The 17,667-nt window shown below is 58.2% G+C and carries 16 protein-coding genes; 6 read left to right on the forward strand and 10 right to left on the reverse strand.

Going from position 1 to position 17,667, the window contains the following annotated elements:
* Nucleotides 1-30: 30 nt before the first annotated feature.
* From FFB58_RS02250 to blr, 3 genes are all read right to left on the reverse strand, one after another.
* A complete protein-coding gene (locus FFB58_RS02250) occupies nucleotides 31-471 on the reverse strand; it encodes a DUF2569 domain-containing protein (RefSeq protein WP_138368843.1) in 441 nt (146 codons plus the stop codon).
* An 83-nt stretch (nucleotides 472-554) separates the two neighbouring features.
* The gene (ydgT, locus tag FFB58_RS02255) at nucleotides 555-770 is read right to left on the reverse strand and encodes a transcription modulator YdgT (protein ID WP_039029168.1); all 216 of its coding nucleotides are present in this window, start codon (nucleotides 768-770) and stop codon (nucleotides 555-557) included.
* A 202-nt stretch (nucleotides 771-972) separates the two neighbouring features.
* A complete protein-coding gene (gene blr / locus FFB58_RS02260) occupies nucleotides 973-1,131 on the reverse strand; it encodes a division septum protein Blr (protein ID WP_171029932.1) in 159 nt (52 codons plus the stop codon).
* Between the two features lie 244 nt (nucleotides 1,132-1,375).
* On the opposite strand from blr, the gene FFB58_RS02265 reads away from it, so the two are divergent.
* On the forward strand, nucleotides 1,376-2,416 hold the full coding sequence (locus tag FFB58_RS02265) for an oxidoreductase (RefSeq protein ID WP_138368844.1): 1,041 nt from the start codon (nucleotides 1,376-1,378) through the stop codon (nucleotides 2,414-2,416).
* Nucleotides 2,417-2,447: 31 nt separating this feature from the next.
* On the opposite strand, the gene add is transcribed toward FFB58_RS02265, so the two are convergent.
* The 3 genes from add to malX all read right to left on the reverse strand — a co-directional run bounded on the left by add (nucleotide 2,448) and on the right by malX (nucleotide 6,357).
* Nucleotides 2,448-3,449, reverse strand: coding sequence for an adenosine deaminase (gene add / locus FFB58_RS02270; protein WP_138368845.1), 1,002 nt, complete (start codon nucleotides 3,447-3,449; stop codon nucleotides 2,448-2,450).
* A 96-nt stretch (nucleotides 3,450-3,545) separates the two neighbouring features.
* Nucleotides 3,546-4,718: a MalY/PatB family protein gene (locus FFB58_RS02275; RefSeq protein ID WP_138368846.1), complete on the reverse strand. Its 1,173-nt coding sequence runs from the start codon at nucleotides 4,716-4,718 to the stop codon at nucleotides 3,546-3,548.
* 46 nt (nucleotides 4,719-4,764) lie between these two features.
* Nucleotides 4,765-6,357, reverse strand: a complete 1,593-nt coding sequence (gene malX / locus FFB58_RS02280; RefSeq protein ID WP_138368847.1) for a maltose/glucose-specific PTS transporter subunit IIBC — start codon at nucleotides 6,355-6,357, stop codon at nucleotides 4,765-4,767.
* Between the two features lie 178 nt (nucleotides 6,358-6,535).
* Here malX and FFB58_RS02285 point away from each other — a divergent pair, with 178 nt between their 5' ends.
* Nucleotides 6,536-7,564 (forward strand): Mal regulon transcriptional regulator MalI, encoded by a 1,029-nt coding sequence (locus FFB58_RS02285; protein WP_039029174.1) that lies wholly within the window; start codon nucleotides 6,536-6,538, stop codon nucleotides 7,562-7,564.
* Nucleotides 7,565-7,572: 8 nt separating this feature from the next.
* On the opposite strand, the gene FFB58_RS02290 is transcribed toward FFB58_RS02285, so the two are convergent.
* Nucleotides 7,573-8,463, reverse strand: a complete 891-nt coding sequence (locus tag FFB58_RS02290; protein ID WP_138368848.1) for a LysR family transcriptional regulator — start codon at nucleotides 8,461-8,463, stop codon at nucleotides 7,573-7,575.
* A 117-nt stretch (nucleotides 8,464-8,580) separates the two neighbouring features.
* Here FFB58_RS02290 and FFB58_RS02295 point away from each other — a divergent pair, with 117 nt between their 5' ends.
* Both FFB58_RS02295 and FFB58_RS02300 read left to right on the forward strand, forming a co-directional pair.
* A complete protein-coding gene (locus FFB58_RS02295; protein WP_286172443.1) occupies nucleotides 8,581-9,552 on the forward strand; it encodes an MBL fold metallo-hydrolase in 972 nt (323 codons plus the stop codon).
* Between the two features lie 15 nt (nucleotides 9,553-9,567).
* Nucleotides 9,568-10,422 (forward strand): alpha/beta hydrolase, encoded by an 855-nt coding sequence (locus FFB58_RS02300; protein WP_039029177.1) that lies wholly within the window; start codon nucleotides 9,568-9,570, stop codon nucleotides 10,420-10,422.
* 38 nt (nucleotides 10,423-10,460) lie between these two features.
* Here FFB58_RS02300 and FFB58_RS02305 read toward each other — a convergent pair whose 3' ends face one another.
* Together FFB58_RS02305 and manA are read right to left on the reverse strand one after the other, a co-directional pair.
* Nucleotides 10,461-12,023 carry a YdgA family protein gene (locus FFB58_RS02305; RefSeq protein ID WP_138368850.1) on the reverse strand — a complete coding sequence of 521 codons (1,563 nt, stop codon included), beginning with the start codon at nucleotides 12,021-12,023 and terminating at the stop codon, nucleotides 10,461-10,463.
* 101 nt (nucleotides 12,024-12,124) lie between these two features.
* Nucleotides 12,125-13,297 carry a mannose-6-phosphate isomerase gene (gene manA, locus FFB58_RS02310; RefSeq protein WP_039029179.1) on the reverse strand — a complete coding sequence of 391 codons (1,173 nt, stop codon included), beginning with the start codon at nucleotides 13,295-13,297 and terminating at the stop codon, nucleotides 12,125-12,127.
* A gap of 199 nt (nucleotides 13,298-13,496) precedes the next feature.
* Between manA and fumA the strand changes: the two genes are divergently transcribed.
* Together fumA and fumC are read left to right on the forward strand one after the other, a co-directional pair.
* The gene (gene fumA / locus FFB58_RS02315) at nucleotides 13,497-15,143 is read left to right on the forward strand and encodes a class I fumarate hydratase FumA (RefSeq protein ID WP_138368851.1); all 1,647 of its coding nucleotides are present in this window, start codon (nucleotides 13,497-13,499) and stop codon (nucleotides 15,141-15,143) included.
* 194 nt (nucleotides 15,144-15,337) lie between these two features.
* Complete coding sequence (gene fumC / locus FFB58_RS02325; protein WP_138368852.1) at nucleotides 15,338-16,732, forward strand: class II fumarate hydratase; 1,395 nt, start codon at nucleotides 15,338-15,340, stop codon at nucleotides 16,730-16,732.
* Here fumC and tus read toward each other — a convergent pair whose 3' ends face one another.
* The gene (tus, locus tag FFB58_RS02330) at nucleotides 16,733-17,662 is read right to left on the reverse strand and encodes a DNA replication terminus site-binding protein (RefSeq protein WP_138368853.1); all 930 of its coding nucleotides are present in this window, start codon (nucleotides 17,660-17,662) and stop codon (nucleotides 16,733-16,735) included.
* Nucleotides 17,663-17,667: the final 5 nt, after the last annotated feature.

Below are 17,667 nucleotides of genomic sequence, written 5' to 3' on the forward strand. Positions count from 1 at the left end.
GCAGGCGACAACAGGTTAACTGTAAGGTTATTACGGGTTCACAAAGGTGTTCTTCACACGTGCCGAGCGCTTAAAGTAGGGCACAAACAGCGCGGTCACCAGCAGTGGGAAGAGAAGTTGTCTCAGCGCCAGCGCATCGGATACCGGCGAAAAAGCGAAGGCCTTCACGGCCAGCAATACGGAGACAAGCAGCCAGATAATATAGTGCTTAGGCACACTGCAGCGGCGTTTGAAAAACGCAATGGTCAGCCACAGCGTGTAGTACCACATGGCAATCGCGAAGGCGAAGGAAATAAACCACATGACAATAGCAGTCGTATTTTGCGCACCAAGCGTCTTTAACGCGTGCGGCGTAATTAACGCAGTAGAGTAAAGTACCAGGGCCAGCGAGGCACTTAATAATGCAACCAGCAGCCAGGCAAGCGGAGCAAGTAACCAGCCGCCAATTCTTTCTCCAGCCGTAGTGGTCATGTTCTCTCCCGAAGTCATTAAAGCGCGAACCGCAAATTAGCAGGGGCGAGAGTATATAACATTTCCGGGGAATGAGTATCCTTTTAGAGCACGTAACGCCACACTGACTTAGGCACTTCGCCGACGTTGAACAGGCGTCCACCAGAGACCAGCTCTGCGCGACGGTGATCGGCGGCGCGGTACATGCTGATAATCTCCTGATTATCATTCAGGGTATAATTCAGGTGATCAAAGAGCTTTTCCAGACTTTCAAGGGAATTAATTTTGCGAAACTTTAATAAATAGTCCTGAACTGTCATTTTAATAATTTTCCATATACGAGTGAGTAATACCAAAAGAGTAATTCGGTCGAATAATAAACGGTTCAAATAAGACGTAAACATTTTGCAGAAACGCATCGGCAAAATTAAGAATATTCTTTGCTGACGAAATCAGGCGTCGGCCGACGCCTGGCGAAGAAGGGTAACGCTGTTCATGACGGCTGGCAATAAGCAACTGACATCATATGTCACTATTTTTGATCAGTGCATGAGGCTTGGCTTGATTGACCGTATTCACCGGTTCTGGCGGCTGGTAGTTATCAATATGGCTGGCAATGCCCAGCAATATCACCGACACGCCCAGCACAATCCACCCTGCTAACTCGATAATTCGATTAATTATTGTCGTCATGATTCGTTATTTGTTTTATCCATAAATACAGATCCAGAATTTTACAGCGCGCTATGCCTTCCGGCAAGCGCTTTGCATTGATGTTTTACGATTGTATTCAGCGAGTTATAAATGTTAATCAGAAATTACTGATTGCTTGTGTTGCTTTAAAGCGAGGAGTGCCAGATTAATCTATTGTGAGGTGAGAAGAGATAGTGTGAAATATGAGTGTCAAAAGATGAGAGGCGATTTCATGAGCGACAAAATCCGTGTTGGATTAATAGGTTATGGTTATGCGAGTAAAACGTTTCACGCCCCGCTGATTGATGGCACTCCGGGGATGGAGCTGGCAGCAATTTCCAGCAGCGATGCGACAAAAGTCCACGCCGACTGGCCAAACGTGCCGGTGGTTTCCGAGCCGAAGCATCTTTTTAACGATCCGACTATCGATCTGATCGTCATCCCGACGCCGAACGACACCCACTTCCCGCTGGCGAAAGCGGCCCTGGAAGCAGGCAAGCATGTGGTCGTGGATAAACCGTTCACCGTGACGTTGTCACAGGCGCGCGAGCTGGATGCGCTGGCGAAAAGCCTGGGTAAACTGCTCTCCGTGTTCCACAACCGTCGTTGGGACAGCGATTTCCTCACCGTTAAGGCATTGATTGCCGACGGCTCCCTCGGGGAAGTGGCATTTTTTGAATCCCATTTCGACCGTTTCCGTCCCCAGGTGCGTAACCGCTGGCGTGAGCAGGCAGGCCCGGGCAGCGGCATCTGGTACGATCTGGCTCCGCATCTTCTCGACCAGGCCGTCAACCTGTTTGGTCTGCCGGTGAGCCTGAACGTCGATCTGGCCCAGCTGCGTCCTGGCGCGCAGGCGACGGACTATTTCCATGCGGTGCTGAGCTACCCGCAGCGTCGCGTTGTGCTGCACGGCACCATGGTGGCCGCGGCGGAATCCGCGCGTTACATCGTCCACGGCACCCGCGGCAGCTATGTGAAGTTTGGTCTCGACCCACAGGAAGATCGTCTGAAGAACGGCGAACGTCTGCCGCAGGAGGACTGGGGTTACGACATGCGTGATGGTGTGCTGACCCGCGTCGAAGGCGAAGAACTCGTGGAAGAGACCTGGCTGACGCTGCCGGGCAACTATCCGGCCTATTACGCCGGTATTCGCGATGCGCTGAACGGCGACGGGGAAAACCCGGTTCCGGCCAGTCAGGCGATTCAGATTATGGAGCTGATTGAGCTGGGTATCGAGTCGGCGAAACATCGCGCGACTCTCTGTCTGGCATAAAAAACAACGCCCGGCAGTGCCGGGCGTTTTCTTATCCGCGTGCGACCTTGTCGCGCAGCGCCTGCTTCTCGGCCGGCGTTAAAAATGCCATCTCCAGCCCGTTGATCTGCGCCTGGCGGATCTGCTCCCGGCTCAGTCCTGCCAGCGAGGCAGCCACGTTGTACTCATGAATGATATCCACACCCTGAACCGCCGGATCGTCGGTGTTCAAGGACGCCAGTACCCCATGCTCGAGGAAGGTTTTCAGCGGATGGTGCGCCAGCGTCGCCACGGTGCTGGTCTGAATGTTGGAGGTTAAACAGGATTCGATCCCGATGCGCTGTTCGGCCAGGAAGTCCATCAGGGCCCTGTCTTCCACCGCCTTCACGCCGTGACCGATTCGCTCGGCACCCAGCTCACGAATAGCCTGCCAGATGCTCTCCGGGCCCGCCGCTTCACCGGCATGGACGGTGATGTGCCAGCCAGCATCACGGGCGCGGTTGAAGTGGGAAAGGAACAGGCTGCCCGGGAAGCCCAGCTCATCACCGGCCAGATCCACCGCAGTGATACCGTCCCGGTGCGCCAGCAGGGCTTCAAGCTCCTGCAGGCAGGCGGCTTCGCCGAAGGTGCGGCTCATGATCCCGATCAGACGCGCTTCAACGTTAAAGGTTTTGCACCCTTCGCGAACGCCTGCGATCACCGCTTCTACTACACCGTCGACCGGCAAGTTATGGGTCATCGCCATATAGCCTGGGGAGAAACGCAGCTCGACGTAGTGCAGACCGTTGCGCGCGGCATCTTCGATATTTTCAAAGGCGACGCGACGGCAGGCGTCCAGCGAGGCGAGAACTTTTACCCCCCAGTCGAGTTTGCTCAAAAAGCTGACCAGATCCGGCTCGTTTTCCGTAACCTGCACATGCGGGATCAGTGTCTCCAGGGTTTGTGCGGGCAGGGTTAAATTATACTGACGACCAAGGTCCAGAATGGTCTGGGCGCGGATGTTGCCGTCAAGGTGGCGGTGAACGTCAGTTAGCGGGAGGGTGGTATCAATCATGGTCGCACTCTTTATTAGTAGAAGTGCGACACATTATAAAAACAAAAACGATGAAAAAGCTATTTGCGCAAGATAAATATCCGTTGCGCAACAGGATCACCGCAGGGCGTTGATCCCGGCAATCAGGCGTTCGACGCCTTGCTCCAGCTTGCTGCGCGGGCATCCGGCGTTAAGGCGGATAAAACCGTTACCCTCTTCGCCGTAAGTATAGCCCGGCATAATCGCCACCTTTTGCTGCTCAATCAGCACCTTTTGCAGCGCTTTGTCATCAATGTTGAGCGGGCGGAGATCGACCCACGCCAGATAGGTCGCTTCCGGCGGCTGCCAGTTTAACGCGGGGAAGGCGGCGTTGAGCCTGTCGGCCACATACTGCAAATTGGCCTCCAGATACCCGCGCAGCGCATCCAGCCAGGCCTCACCCTGCTCATAAGCGGCAATGTGCGCCACCAGCGCCAGCACCGACGGCGAAGAGAGCCCGTCGCGTCCCTTCAGCGCCTGTAAATACGCCGTGCGGCTGGCCTCGTCGCCAATAAGCCCGTAAGCCCCGGTGAGGGCGGGAATGTTAAAGCTCTTGGAGCCCGAGGTCAGCAAGGCCCATTTGCTGCGGGCCACCTCGCACCACGGGGTATGCCGGTGGTTGCCCCAGACCATATCCATATGGATCTCATCGCTGATCACCGCTACGCCGTAACGCGTGCACAGTTCCGCCATGGTTTTCAGCTCATCCCGGGTCCAGACCTTGCCGGTGGGGTTGTGCGGGCTGCAAAGCAGTAAAACAGTGTTCTGCGGCTGGGCCAGCACCGCTTCCAGTTCCGCCATGTCGCACTGCCATCCAGCAGGCGTTTTATGCAGGCCAACGGAGACCACCTGACGGTGATTGCCCGCCACGGCATTGTAAAACGCGTCGTAGGCCGGGGTGTGGATCACCACGCCGTCGCCGGGCGCTGACCACTGGCGGATCAGCTCCGACACCATATAGATCACCGACGGACCGTAGACGATGGCGTTGGTGTCGATGGTGCTGTTAAAGCGCTGGCGGAACCAGTGTGCCACCGCGGCAAGGAATTCGTCGTTTTTCCAGCGGCTGTAGCCAAACACCCCGTGGCCGATGCGCGATTGCAGGGCGTCGATGATGCAGGGGGCGGTGGCGAAATCCATATCCGAGATGGTAAAGGGCAGCAGATCGGCGGTGCCGAAGCGGTCCGCAATGTAATCCCACTGGGTACACCAGGTGCCGTGACGATCCACGACGGCTGAAAAATCAAACATAACGTGTCCTTAAAAGAAAACCCCCTCAGGTGAGGGGGCTGAGGCATCAGGCTTCTACTGTTCGCATCAGGGTCGCCAGCTCATCTTTCACTGACTGTACCTGCGGGCCGATCACTACCTGCAAATTGTGCTGGTTAAGCTGCACCACGCCGATGGCGCGGTTGGCCTTCAGGGCGTTGGTATCCACTTTGGACATATCCGCTACCGACAGACGCAGACGGGTGATGCAGTTGTCCAGCGAGGTAATGTTATCCGCACCGCCCAGCGCCGCGAGGATTGCCGGGGTATTGTAGCCGGATTTGCCGGTGACGCCTGCCACGGCCTGTTCCACGCTTGCCGCGTTATCGATATCACGTCCCGGCGTTTTAAGGTTAAAGCGGGTGATGGCGAAGCGGAAGATGCCGTAGTACACCGCAAACCAGATAGCGGCCACTACCGGTACCAGATACCACTTGGTCGACAGGCCATGAAGAATACCGAACACCACGAAGTCGATCACGTTGCCGTCGGTGTTGCCGATGGTCACGCCCAGCACCGCCATGGTGGTGAAGCCCAGACCGGTCAGCACGGCGTGAATCAGATACAGCACCGGCGCCACGAACAGGAACAGGAACTCGATCGGCTCGGTGGTGCCGCCTACCACGCAGGCGATAACGCCGGAGATCAGCAGGCCTTTAATCTTATGACGGTTTTCCGGACGGGCGCAGTGGTACATTGCCAGTGCCGCACCCGGCAGGCCGCCGAGGAAGGCAGGCATTTTACCCTGGGAGAGGAAGCGGGTGGCGCTCTCCGAGAAGCCGTGGGTGGTCGGGCAGCTCAGCTGCGCCTGGAAGATGGTCAGCGCGCCGCTCACATCGTGACCGCATACGTCCATGGTGCCGCCCGCTTCGGTGAAGCGGATCAGGGCGACAAGAATATGCTGGAGTCCAAACGGCAGCAGCAGGCGTTCCCCGGTGCCGAAGATCATCGGACCGAAATCCCCCGCGCTGTTAATGATACGGCCAATGCCGGTAATGCCCATGGCAAAGACAGGCCAAATCAGCGGAATGATCAGACCAAACAGACCCATTACCACGAGGGTGATAATCGGCACAAAGCGGGTACCGCCGAAGAAGGCCAGCGCGTCCGGCAGGCGGATATTGTGGAAACGCTCGTGCAGCATCCAGATAATCACCCCTGCGATCACCGCTCCGAGGATCCCGGTATCAATAGACTGAATACCAATTACGCTCTGAATGTTGTTGGCTTTGAGCACCGCCGCGTCGGTGGTCGGCAGAATACCTTTCGCGGTCAGCCAGAAGTTGACCGCCAGGTTCATCACCGCATAGCCAACGAAGCCGGCAAACGCCGCCACGCCTTTGTTCTCGCGCGCCAGCCCCAGCGGGATAGCGATACAGAACATCACCGGCAGGAAGCTAAAGGCAAAGGAGCCGACCTTACTCATCCAGATGAAGATCGCCTGCAGCACGGGATTCCCCAGCGCCGGGATCAGGGTAACGACATCGTGACTGCTGAGCGAACTGCCGATCCCCAGCATGATCCCGCAGAAGGAGAGCAGAGCCACGGGCAGCATAAAGGTTTTACCCAGTTGCTGGAAAAACTCCCACAGCGAGATTTTTTGTGCTGCTTTCGCCGTCATAAAACGACTCCTTTATTGTTAAAATAAGTTTACCTGTCTCAGTGCTGCGAGAAGATAAAACGTTTTATCAAAGTTTAGTGCGCGCTAAATCACATTCTCAGGCTTTGGCAGAGAGTATAAAGATAACGTATTGATAAAACGTTTTAGCGATCTCATTATCAGGGAGTCACGCCACCACATGGCTGTAGCGAAAAAGATCACCATCAACGACGTCGCGCTGGCGGCGGGGGTTTCCGTCAGCACGGTTTCACTGGTTCTGAGCGGTAAAGGACGCATCTCTCCCGCAACGGGCCAGCGCGTCAACGAGGCGGTTGAGCAACTCGGTTTTGTCCGCAACCGCCAGGCATCCGCCCTGCGGGGTGGGCAAAGCGGGGTGATTGGCCTGATCGTCCGCGACCTCACGTCGCCGTTTTATGCTGAGCTCACCGCAGGCCTGACGGAAGCGCTGGAAGCCCAGGGGCGGATGGTCTTTTTGCTGGCCGGCGGGCGCGAGGCCGACCAGCTGCTCCAGCGTCTCGACATGCTGCTGACGCAAGGGGTGGATGGCGTGATCGTCGCCGGAGCCTCCGGGGTGAGTAATGAGCTGTGCGAGCGGGCCGCACAGAAGGGCGTTCCGCTGGTGTTTGCCTCCCGCGCCAGCTATCTGGACGAAGCGGATACTCTGCGCCCGGACAACATGCAGGCGGCGCAAATGCTGACCGAACATCTTATTCATCGCGGCCATCAGCGCATTGCCTGGCTGGGCGGGCAAAGCTCGTCGCTGACCCGCGCCGAACGGGTGGGCGGCTACTGCGCGACCTTGATTAAATACGGGCTGCCGTTCCACAGCGAGTGGGTGGTGGAGTGCGGCTCCAGCCAGAAGCAGGCGGCAGAGGCGATAAATGCACTGCTGCGCGCCAGCCCGACCATCAGCGCCGTGATCTGCTACAACGACGTCATCGCCATGGGGGCCTGGTTTGGCCTGATCCGTGCCGGACGACAAAGTGGGGAAGGCGGAGTTGAAACCTTCTTCGGTCATCAGGTGGCGCTCGGCGCCTTTGCGGATGTGTCAGAGAACGCGCTGGACGATCTGCCCATCGTCTGGGCGACCACGCCCGCGCGCGAAATGGGCTACACCCTGGCAGACCGCATTATGCAGCGCATCGAGAAATCCGACGTGCAGGCCGGGCACCAGATCGTTTCAGCCCGGCTGGTGACGGTGAAATAGCGTTACGCTTATGGCGTGAGCGGGTTCATCGCCAGCCGCGCCTCAAGGGCTTCAACAAACTTACGTACCTTCACCGGGATCAGTCGCGACGTCGGGTAAACGGCCCAGACGGCCAGGGCCTCCGGTTGGGCATCCTCCAGCACGATCCGCTCAAGCTGGCCCTGCGCCAGGGCGGGCTCAACGTACCAGCGGGAGAGGTTGGCGATACCCATTCCCCCCAGACACGCCTCAAAGATCGCCTCAATGGAGTTCGCCGAAAATCGCCCGGACACCTTCTGTTTGCTGCGCTGCCCGCCCTGGTCAAACGCCCAGTGGGTGGTATCGGAGGTGGTTAAGCAGCTGTGCGTCGCCAGATCGCTGAGGGTTTTCGGATAGCCGTTCGCCGCCAGATATTCAGCGCTGGCGCACAAATCGCGGGGGTTATCGCACAGGCGATGCGCCACCAGACGGTTGTCCCGCAGCGGGGCGATACGTAACGCCACGTCGATTCCTCTGGCGACAATATCAACCTGTTCATCGGTGGCGAGCAGATCCACCTGCAGGGCAGGATGCTGGCGCATAAAGTCGGGCAGCATCGGGGCGATGATCTTCCGCCCAAACGCCGCCGAGGCGGTGATGCGCAGCCGCCCGGTAAGGTGGGTGCCGTCAGGAAACAGATCGGCAAGAGCATTGGTTTTGTCCTCCAGCAGCGCCTGGGCATGGGGCAAAAAAACCGCGCCGTCGCTGGTGGGGGAAAGGGAGCGCGTGGTGCGATGCACCAGCCGGACTCCAAGCTCCGCCTCCAGATTATTGAGGCACCGCGAAGCCGCCATGGCGCTCATCGACAGCCGACGCGCGGCGCCCGCCAGACTGCCCGCTTTGATCGCTTCCACGAACACTTCTACCTCTTCCAGTCTCATTATCTCGTTTCTCGTTATACTGGCCTATCAAATTACACATCTACACTAATTGTCGTTATAGCGCCATAGTCACTTCACATTCAGATTAACGGTGAATTCGGAGTGAAGATGAAAAAGATGACCGCAGTTTTAGCCCTCAGCAGCCTGTTTGTGGCCAGCGCCGTCCTGGCTGATGCGCCCGCCCAGATTAAACAGCAGGTGCCGGGATATTACCGCCTGGCTGTCGGAGCCTATGAAGTCACGGCGCTGTTTGACGGCTACAACGATCTCTCGCCCTCCTTATTAAAAGGCCTGTCGGCCAGCAAAATACGCGAGCTGCTGGCGCAACATAAGATTGATGCAGAGCGCATGCCCACCTCCTTTAACGCCTTTCTGATCAATACCGGGAAACATCTGGTGATGATTGACAGCGGGGCGGGCCACTGTGTACCGCAAACCGCCGGACAGCTGATCCCCAATATGACGGCGTCCGGGTATCGCCCCGAGCAGGTTGACACCATCTTCCTGACCCACCTTCACCTGGATCATGTGTGCGGTCTGAGCGATGCAGCCGGTAAAGCGCTGTTCTCCAATGCCACGGTTTACGTGCCGCAGGGGGAGGCCGACTACTGGCTGGATCCGGCGAAAGAAGCCAGTGCCCCCGCGAATGCGAAGGAGTATTTCGCCATCGCCCGGGATGCCCTGGCAGCCTATAAAGCGGCCGGACGGCTGAAAACCTTCGTACCGCCCGCCTCGCCCATTCCGGAGGTCCAGACCGCCTATGCCACCGGCCACACTCCTGGCAGCACCCTCTACCGCTTTGCCTCAGAAGGGAAGGCCGTTAACTTCATTGGCGATCTGATCCATGCGCCCGCCGTGCAGTTCCCGCACCCTGAAGTGACGATTCGCTTTGACGTGGACGCGAAGAAAGCCTCCGCGTCCCGTGAAAAAGAATTTAACGCCCTGGCGAAAGATGGCGAGTGGCTGGCGGCGGCGCATCTGGCCTTTCCGGGGATCGGCCAGCTCTCCACAATCCCGCAGGGTTACAGCTGGAATCCGGCGAACTACGGCCCGTACCAGCGTGCGGCCGATGTGCCACTGTTGAAATAAGGCGAGAGAATAAAGATGAAAAGTTATACCGTTATGGCAAATGGCATCCGTCAGTTTGTGGTTGAGGAGGGGGAAGGCGCGCCGGTTATCCTGCTGCACGGTTTTCCGGAAACCCACTACGCCTGGCGCTATCAGATCCCTGTTCTGTCAAAACACTACCGGGTAATCGCTCCGGATTTGCGTGGCTACGGGGAAACCGATAAACCCGCCTCCGGCTACGATAAACGCAATATGGCGCGGGATATCCGGGAGCTGATGCGCGCGCTGGGGCTGGAAAAAGTGGTGCTGGTGGGGCACGACCGTGGGGCGCGGGTCGCAACCCGCTTTGCGAAAGATTATCCGGAGCTGGTGGACCGTCTGGTGGTGATGGACAACGTCCCGACGCGTATCGTTGCCCGCGATTTAAATGCCTCCATCGCCCGGGCGTACTGGTTCTTTCTGTTCCACCTGGTGCCCGATCTGCCGGAAGCCCTGATTGCCGGTCGGGAGCATATCTGGCTGCGTCACTTCTTCTCGGACTGGACCTTTGATCCGTCAACCATCAGCGGCGAGGCATTTGATACCTACGTCCGGGCGTATCAGGCCCCCGGAGCCGTGCGCGGGGCCATGGCGGATTATCGCGCTAACGCGGAGGATGTGGCGCAGGATCTTGCCGATGCTGACGTCAAAATTGCCTGCCCGGTGATGTCGCTGTGGGGCAATGATTTCCACGCCGTCGGAAAGCTGTTCGATATGCAAAGCGTCTGGGCGGAAATGGCGGACGATCTCAGGGCGTATGCCATTGAGGAGTGTGGTCATCTGCCGCAGGAAGAGCAGCCGGAGAAGGTCAATGCCCTGCTGCTGGATTTCCTTACCGGCTGGAAAGGATAAGCGGCAATAAAAAACCCCTCCGAAGAGGGGTTAAACCGTTACTGCTGAGGAACCGCAGGTGCTGCCGGAGCGGCCGGCGCTGGCGGTACTGCTGGTGCCGCAGGCTCGGCCGGTGGCGCCAGGTTCAGGGCCGGTACGCCGAACATGCCAACGAACTCCTCCAGCGGCATTTTCTGACCGTTCAGCGTCACCTGACCATTGCTGTACTGCAGGCTGGTGCTGATGACGTTATCTTCCACGGTGGTGATGCGGAACATCTGTCCCATCGCCGCCAGGCCTTTCACCTGCTGGCTGGCCAGCTTCCCGGCGTCATCCTCGTTGTAGCCTTCCAGCTTCGCAATCTGGGTCATGAACTCGGTCGCCATGTCCATTGGGATGGTCAGCTTGCTCTCCAGCGATTTCACGCTGCGATCCACTTCCTGGGCCAGGGTCTGGGCTTCACCCGTCGCGGTGGCCGGATCTTTCATGAACAGCGAGAGGTTGAAGTTGGTTTCGCCTTTGCTGTTTTTCCAGCTCAGCGGGGCGAGAGTGATTACCGGCTCGCCTTTAAGCAGGATCGGCAGATTGCCGAAGAACGCCTCGGCCACTTTCTGCTGGTAGAGCGCCGGGTTATTGGTCATCAGTTCTTTATCCGCCAGCAGCGCCTGGCTCTGGGCGCGGTACTGTTGGCTGAACTGGTGCCACGCCTGACCGTCGATATTGCCGATTTTCAGCGTCAGCTTGCCGGTACCCAGGTCCTGATTCTGCACTTTCAGGCTCTTCAGGCTGTAATCCAGCTGGCTGTTGATGCTCTTGCCATCTTTAGACAGATCCGCAGTCGCTTTCAGATCCGTGCCTTCCAGCACCGCCATCTCTTTGCCTTCGATGGCGATAGCCATTTTATCAAGGGTCAGTTTCTGATCGCCGATGCGTTCGTCAAAGCTGGTCAGACGGCTGTTGCCATCGATGTTCAGGTTATTGAAGGTCAGCTGGACTTTCTGATCGTACTCGTTCACCGCGTGGACCAGGCCGCTTGCCGCTTCGCCTTTCAGCGTGACGTTTTTGCCGTCGCGATCGGCATCAAGCTGGAAGTTGCCGCCGCTGAACGCCACTTTCTCGTCGCCATTCTCGTAATTCAGCGCTTTCAGGGCGATATCGGAACGGGTGTCACCGGCATAGCTGATGCGGGTATTAATTTCGAACGGCGACTCATTCTTCGCCAGATCGAACAGCGGCTTAGAGGCTTCGTTGTTGACCAGAGTCGACTTCACCGAGGCCATAGAAGGGATCAGGTTGAACTTTTTCAGCTGGGCCAGCGGGAACGGGCCGTGGTCGACCTCTTCGTTCAGCACCAGGCTTTGCCCCGGCTGCAGCCACGGATTTGTGCTGCCGGCAACCGGCTTAACGACCATCTGCAGATGGCTGCTGAACACGCCGCGCTGATAATCCTGATAGCTCAGCTCCAGCCCGGCTTCCGGTGCGGTACGCTTAAGCTCACCGTTCGCCTGCGCCACCATCTCTGACAGACGACTCTCCAGCTGTTTCCCTGTGTACCAGGCCGCGCCCGTCCAGACCAGCCCTAAAGCAACAATAACGCCTGCAGCTACAACCGATTTTTTCATCGTGATTATCCCTAAAATGAAACCGAGCGGTGAAAACCGCCCGGTGAGGTCATAAGATTACCAATAGCTTAGCAATAATTGTTAAAAAATTCAGCGGTTCACTAAAGCTTGTTGAAAACCCGCGCCAGACGACCCACGCCGCTGACGCTGACCGGAGAGTCATTCGCCGCAATAAAGGCTGACTCGCCAGGCTTCAGCACCAGGCGCTCGTCACCCTTGCTCAGCACGGCTTCGCCCTCAACGCAGAACAGAATGGCCGCGCTCTGCTGGGCGATACGGGTCTCGTCGCTGCCGAGGTCATGCAGCGAGAAAGCAAAGTCATCCACCGGAATCGGGAAGTCCAGCTCTGCGCCGTTTTTCACCGGTTGGGTAAGCAACTCAGCGGCCGGTTTGGCGACGAATTTGACGTTAGCCACCAGTTCAGGAATGTCGATGTATTTTGGCGTCAGCCCCGCACGCAGGACGTTATCGGAGTTCGCCATCACCTCCAGCGCCACGCCTTTAAGGTAGGCGTGCGGCGTTTCGGCAAACAGGAACATCGCTTCGCCCGGCTCCAGTTTCACCACGTTCAGCAGCAGCGGAGAGAAGAGACCGCTGTCGTCCGGGTAAAATTCTGAAATGACGCGAATAGTCTCCCAGGGTTCCCCTTTCTGGCTGTTCAGAGCCGCTTTCAGCACCGCCAGGGCGCGGGATTTTTCGTCGCCCTGCATATTGAGCAGGCTGGCGAAGAGGTGGCTCAGGCGATCGGCATCCGGCTTTTCAAGGAAGTGGGCGATGGCGCTGTGCGCCCCGGCGACCGGCTGCAGCAGGGAGACGATCTCAGAGAACTCGCGGAAGGCGTTCATTGCCAGGAACGGGGTCAGGGCAAAAACCAGTTCCGGTTTGTGGTTGGGATCTTTGTAGTTACGTTCGGCGGCATCCAGCGGAATACCGGCCGCGTTCTCTTTCGCAAAGCCCTCTTCGGAGGCCTGCTTGTTCGGGTGAACCTGAATGGAGAGCGGTTGATCGGCGCAAAGCACCTTGAAGAGGAATGGCAGTTCGCCAAAACGTTCGGCGACGGCACCGCCCAACAGCGTGGTTTTATCGGCATCAATAACCTCACGCAGGGAACGCACGCCCCGGGCATCTTCAATTTTTGAGCTGCTCTTCGGGTGCGCCCCCATCCACAATTCTGCCATCGGCAGGTTGTCCGGGTTGGCGATACCGTAGAGATCCGTTAACGCAGTTTTACTTCCCCAGGCGTAGTTCTGCACTGAGTTGATGAGTTTTTGCATTATCAAGCCCTGTTTCATATGTGGAATTATCTGCCCGTATTAAAGCAATAAACCGCACGGATGTAACCTGCACGCGGAAAAAGTCGTACTAGTCTCAGTTTTTGTTAAAAAATTGTGTAGGATAGGCTAACTCGCTTTTAAGCAGGGCAGCGGAACATCTGCTCTAAATAAACAGACCGAAGCAGTAAGTGAGAGATCAATGTCGAATAAACCCTTCCATTACCGAGATCCTTTCCCGCTGGCCAAGGATCAGACCGAATATTACCTGTTAACCCGCGACCACGTTTCTGTCTCCGAGTTTGAAGGACAGGAGATCCTGAAAGTTGAGCCGCAGGCGCTGACCTTACTGGCGCAGCAGGCTTTCCACGACGCCTCGTTTATGCTGCGCCCGGCGCACCAGCAGCAGGTCGCGGATATCCTCAGCGATCCGCAGGCCAGTGAAAACGACAAGTACGTGGCCCTGCAGTTCCTGCGTAACTCCGATATCGCGGCGAAAGGCATTCTGCCGACCTGCCAGGATACCGGCACCGCCATTATCACCGGTAAAAAAGGCCAGCGCGTCTGGACCGGCGGCGGCGATGAAGCTGCCCTGGCGCGCGGCGTGTACAACACCTATATCGAAGACAACCTGCGCTATTCGCAAAACGCCGCGCTGGATATGTACAAAGAGGTCAATACCGGCACTAACCTGCCCGCGCAGATCGACCTCTACAGCGTGGATGGCGACGAATACAAATTCCTGTGCATCGCTAAGGGTGGTGGTTCCGCCAACAAAACCTACCTCTATCAGGAGACCAAAGCGCTCCTGACTCCAGGCAAGCTGAAGAACTACCTGGTGGAGAAGATGCGCACCCTCGGCACCGCCGCCTGTCCGCCGTACCATATTGCGTTTGTCATCGGTGGCACCTCGGCAGAAAGCACCCTCAAAACCGTGAAGCTGGCCTCCACCAAATACTACGATGGCCTGCCGACCGAAGGTAACGAGCACGGCCAGGCGTTCCGCGACGTACAGCTGGAGCAGGAGCTGCTGGTGGAAGCGCAGAACCTCGGCCTCGGCGCGCAGTTCGGCGGCAAATATTTCGCCCACGACATTCGCGTGATCCGTCTCCCGCGTCACGGCGCTTCCTGCCCGGTGGGCATGGGCGTCTCCTGCTCGGCGGACCGCAACATCAAAGCCAAAATCAACCGCGACGGGATCTGGATTGAAAAGCTGGAAAACAACCCAGGCAAGTACATTCCTGAAGAGCTGCGTAAAGCGGGCGAGGGCGAGGCGGTACACGTCGACCTGAACCGTCCGATGAACGAGATCCTGGCCCAGCTTTCTCAGTACCCGGTCTCTACCCGTCTGTCGCTGAACGGCACCATCATCGTGGGCCGCGATATCGCCCACGCGAAGCTGAAAGAGCGTCTGGATAACGGCGAAGGGCTGCCGCAGTACGTTAAGGATCACCCGATCTACTACGCAGGCCCGGCCAAAACGCCGGACGGTTATGCGTCTGGCTCCCTGGGCCCGACCACTGCCGGGCGTATGGACTCCTACGTCGACCAGCTGCAGGCCAACGGCGGCAGCATGATCATGCTGGCGAAGGGCAACCGCAGCCAGCAGGTGACCGACGCCTGCCACAAACACGGCGGCTTCTACCTCGGCAGTATCGGCGGCCCGGCCGCAGTGCTGGCGCAGGGCAGTATCAAGAGCCTGGAGTGCGTTGAGTACCCGGAGCTGGGTATGGAGGCTATCTGGAAAATTGAAGTGGAAGACTTCCCGGCGTTTATCCTTGTGGATGACAAAGGTAACGACTTCTTCAAGCAGATCCAGTCGTCCCAGTGTTCGGCGTGCGTGAAGTAGTTTGAAAAACCTGCCGGGTGGCGGCTTCGCCTTACCCGGCCTACTGAACATGTAGGCCGGGTAAGCGCAGCGCCACCCGGCACAAGCCCGGCAACAAAAAGAGCGCACAAAGCGCCATACCCTTTTCCCGATCTCATCAATACTTGTTTCTTTGAGCTGTGAGCAACCCACTTCGTTGTTATCAAGGAGAAAGTATGACCACCTCACGCAGTGAGAAAGATTCGATGGGTGCCATCGACGTCCCGCAGGACAAACTCTGGGGCGCACAAACCCAGCGTTCGCTGGAACATTTCCGTATCTCCACTGAAAAAATGCCGGTCTCGTTGATCCAGGCCCTGGCGCTGACCAAACGCGCTGCGGCGAAGGTCAACCAGGATTTAGGCCTGCTGGCGGCGGAAAAAGCCACCGCTATCATCACCGCCGCCGATGAAGTGCTGGCCGGTAAACATCCCGATGAGTTCCCGCTCGCCATCTGGCAGACCGGCTCCGGCACCCAAAGCAACATGAACATGAACGAGGTGCTGGCGAACCGTGGGAGTGAACTGCTCGGCGGGGTGCGCGGCATGGAGCGCAAGATCCACCCGAATGACGACGTCAACAAAAGCCAGAGCTCCAACGACGTCTTCCCGACGGCGATGCACGTGGCGGCGCTGATCGCCCTGCGCGAGCAGCTGATCCCGCAGCTGAACGTGCTGAAGCAGACCCTCCACGACAAATCCCAGGCCTTTGCCGATATCGTCAAAATTGGCCGTACCCATCTGCAGGATGCCACGCCGCTGACCCTCGGCCAGGAGATTTCCGGCTGGGTAGCGATGCTCGAGCACAACCTGCGGCACATCGACCACAGCCTGCCGCATCTGGCGGAGCTGGCGCTGGGCGGTACGGCGGTGGGGACCGGGCTTAACACCCATCCCGAGTACGCGGTGCGCGTGGCAAAAGAGCTGGCCTCCATCACCGGGCAGCCGTTTGTCACCGCGCCGAATAAGTTCGAAGCGCTGGCCACCTGTGATGCGCTGGTGCATGCCCACGGGGCGCTGAAAGGGCTGGCGGCCTCGCTGATGAAAATCGCCAACGACGTGCGCTGGCTGGCCTCCGGCCCGCGCTGCGGCATCGGCGAGATCAGCATCCCCGAGAATGAGCCGGGCAGCTCCATCATGCCGGGTAAGGTCAACCCGACCCAGTGCGAAGCCATGACCATGCTCTGCTGTCAGGTGATGGGCAACGACGTGGCGGTGAATATGGGCGGCGCATCGGGCAACTTTGAGCTTAACGTTTACCGTCCGATGGTCATCCATAACTTCCTGCAGTCGGTGCGTCTGCTGGCTGACGGAATGGAGAGCTTTAACGAGCACTGCGCGGTGGGCATTGAGCCTAACCGCGAGCGCATCAGCCAGCTGCTCAATGAGTCGCTAATGCTGGTGACGGCGCTCAACACCCACATCGGCTACGACAAGGCGGCAGAAATCGCCAAAAAAGCGCACAAAGAGGGGCTGACCCTGAAAGCCTCCGCGCTGGCGCTGGGGTATCTCACCGAGGCCGAGTTCGACAGCTGGGTACGCCCACAAGAGATGGTCGGCAGCCTGAAATAGTCACTCCGCCACGTACAGGTGCAGCCGCGGAATGATTAAGCGCAGCGGCTGCGCCTGGGGTTTATAACGATGCTGAACGTTGTCAGCATCGTAATTCAGCAGCTCGCCGATATCCGGGATCACCGCCCCCTGATCCGCATCGTACAGCGCGATAAGCGGCGTCGGGCAGGCGTACTGCACCTGCTTTTGCTGACCGGCATACCAGACGCGGGCAATGGGCTGCACCTTCACCGGCCGTTTGATCTTGAGCCGGGCATCCGCGGGCAGCGCGTGGATGGCGGTGTACTCCGCTTCCAGACGTTCAACCCACTGATCCCGCGACCAGGGCGCCTGGGCGCGCGGCGATTTCAGGCTTTTCTCCAGCATCTCCAGCACCTCATCCCGGGTGAAATTTTTGATGATGTGCTTGTTGGCCCAGCCGAAGCGCAGGGTGGCGGGGTGGTTAATGACCGTCAGCGTGCGATAAGCGTTAAGGGTAATCAATCCCGGCAGCTGATGGTGCACCCACTCGAAACGGGCGGCAGGTGCGAGGCCCGACTCTTCGGTAACGATTTTTTCAAATTCTGCTTTCAGGGCGTTAATGCTGGCGATGCGGGCGGTAAGTTGCTCCCGGTGCGCGGCATCGGTCTGCAGGCAGATCACCCCCGGCAGGCGCACGGCGGCCTTGCTGCTGCGGGTCTCGGACTGCTGCTGAATAAACAGATGCCGATAGTGCTGGAGGGCCATCGTCAGCGCCTCCTGACTGAGATGCTGCTTCACCGCGATGGCGTTGAGCGGATCGTGCTCGGCGCCTTTGGCGACATCCGGCAGGGAGAAGACGCGCCCGGCCAGCAACCGGCAGGCCTGGAGTTCGGGCGTTAATTCCGCCAGCTCGTGCTCCATCTGGCGGAAGGTGGAGTTTAAGCGTTCGATCAAATCGTAAGTAGCCATTGCAC

Source organism: Enterobacter sp. MF024, assembly GCF_005843915.1.
In the GTDB taxonomy this organism is placed as follows: Bacteria; Pseudomonadota; Gammaproteobacteria; order Enterobacterales; family Enterobacteriaceae; genus Enterobacter; species Enterobacter barmai.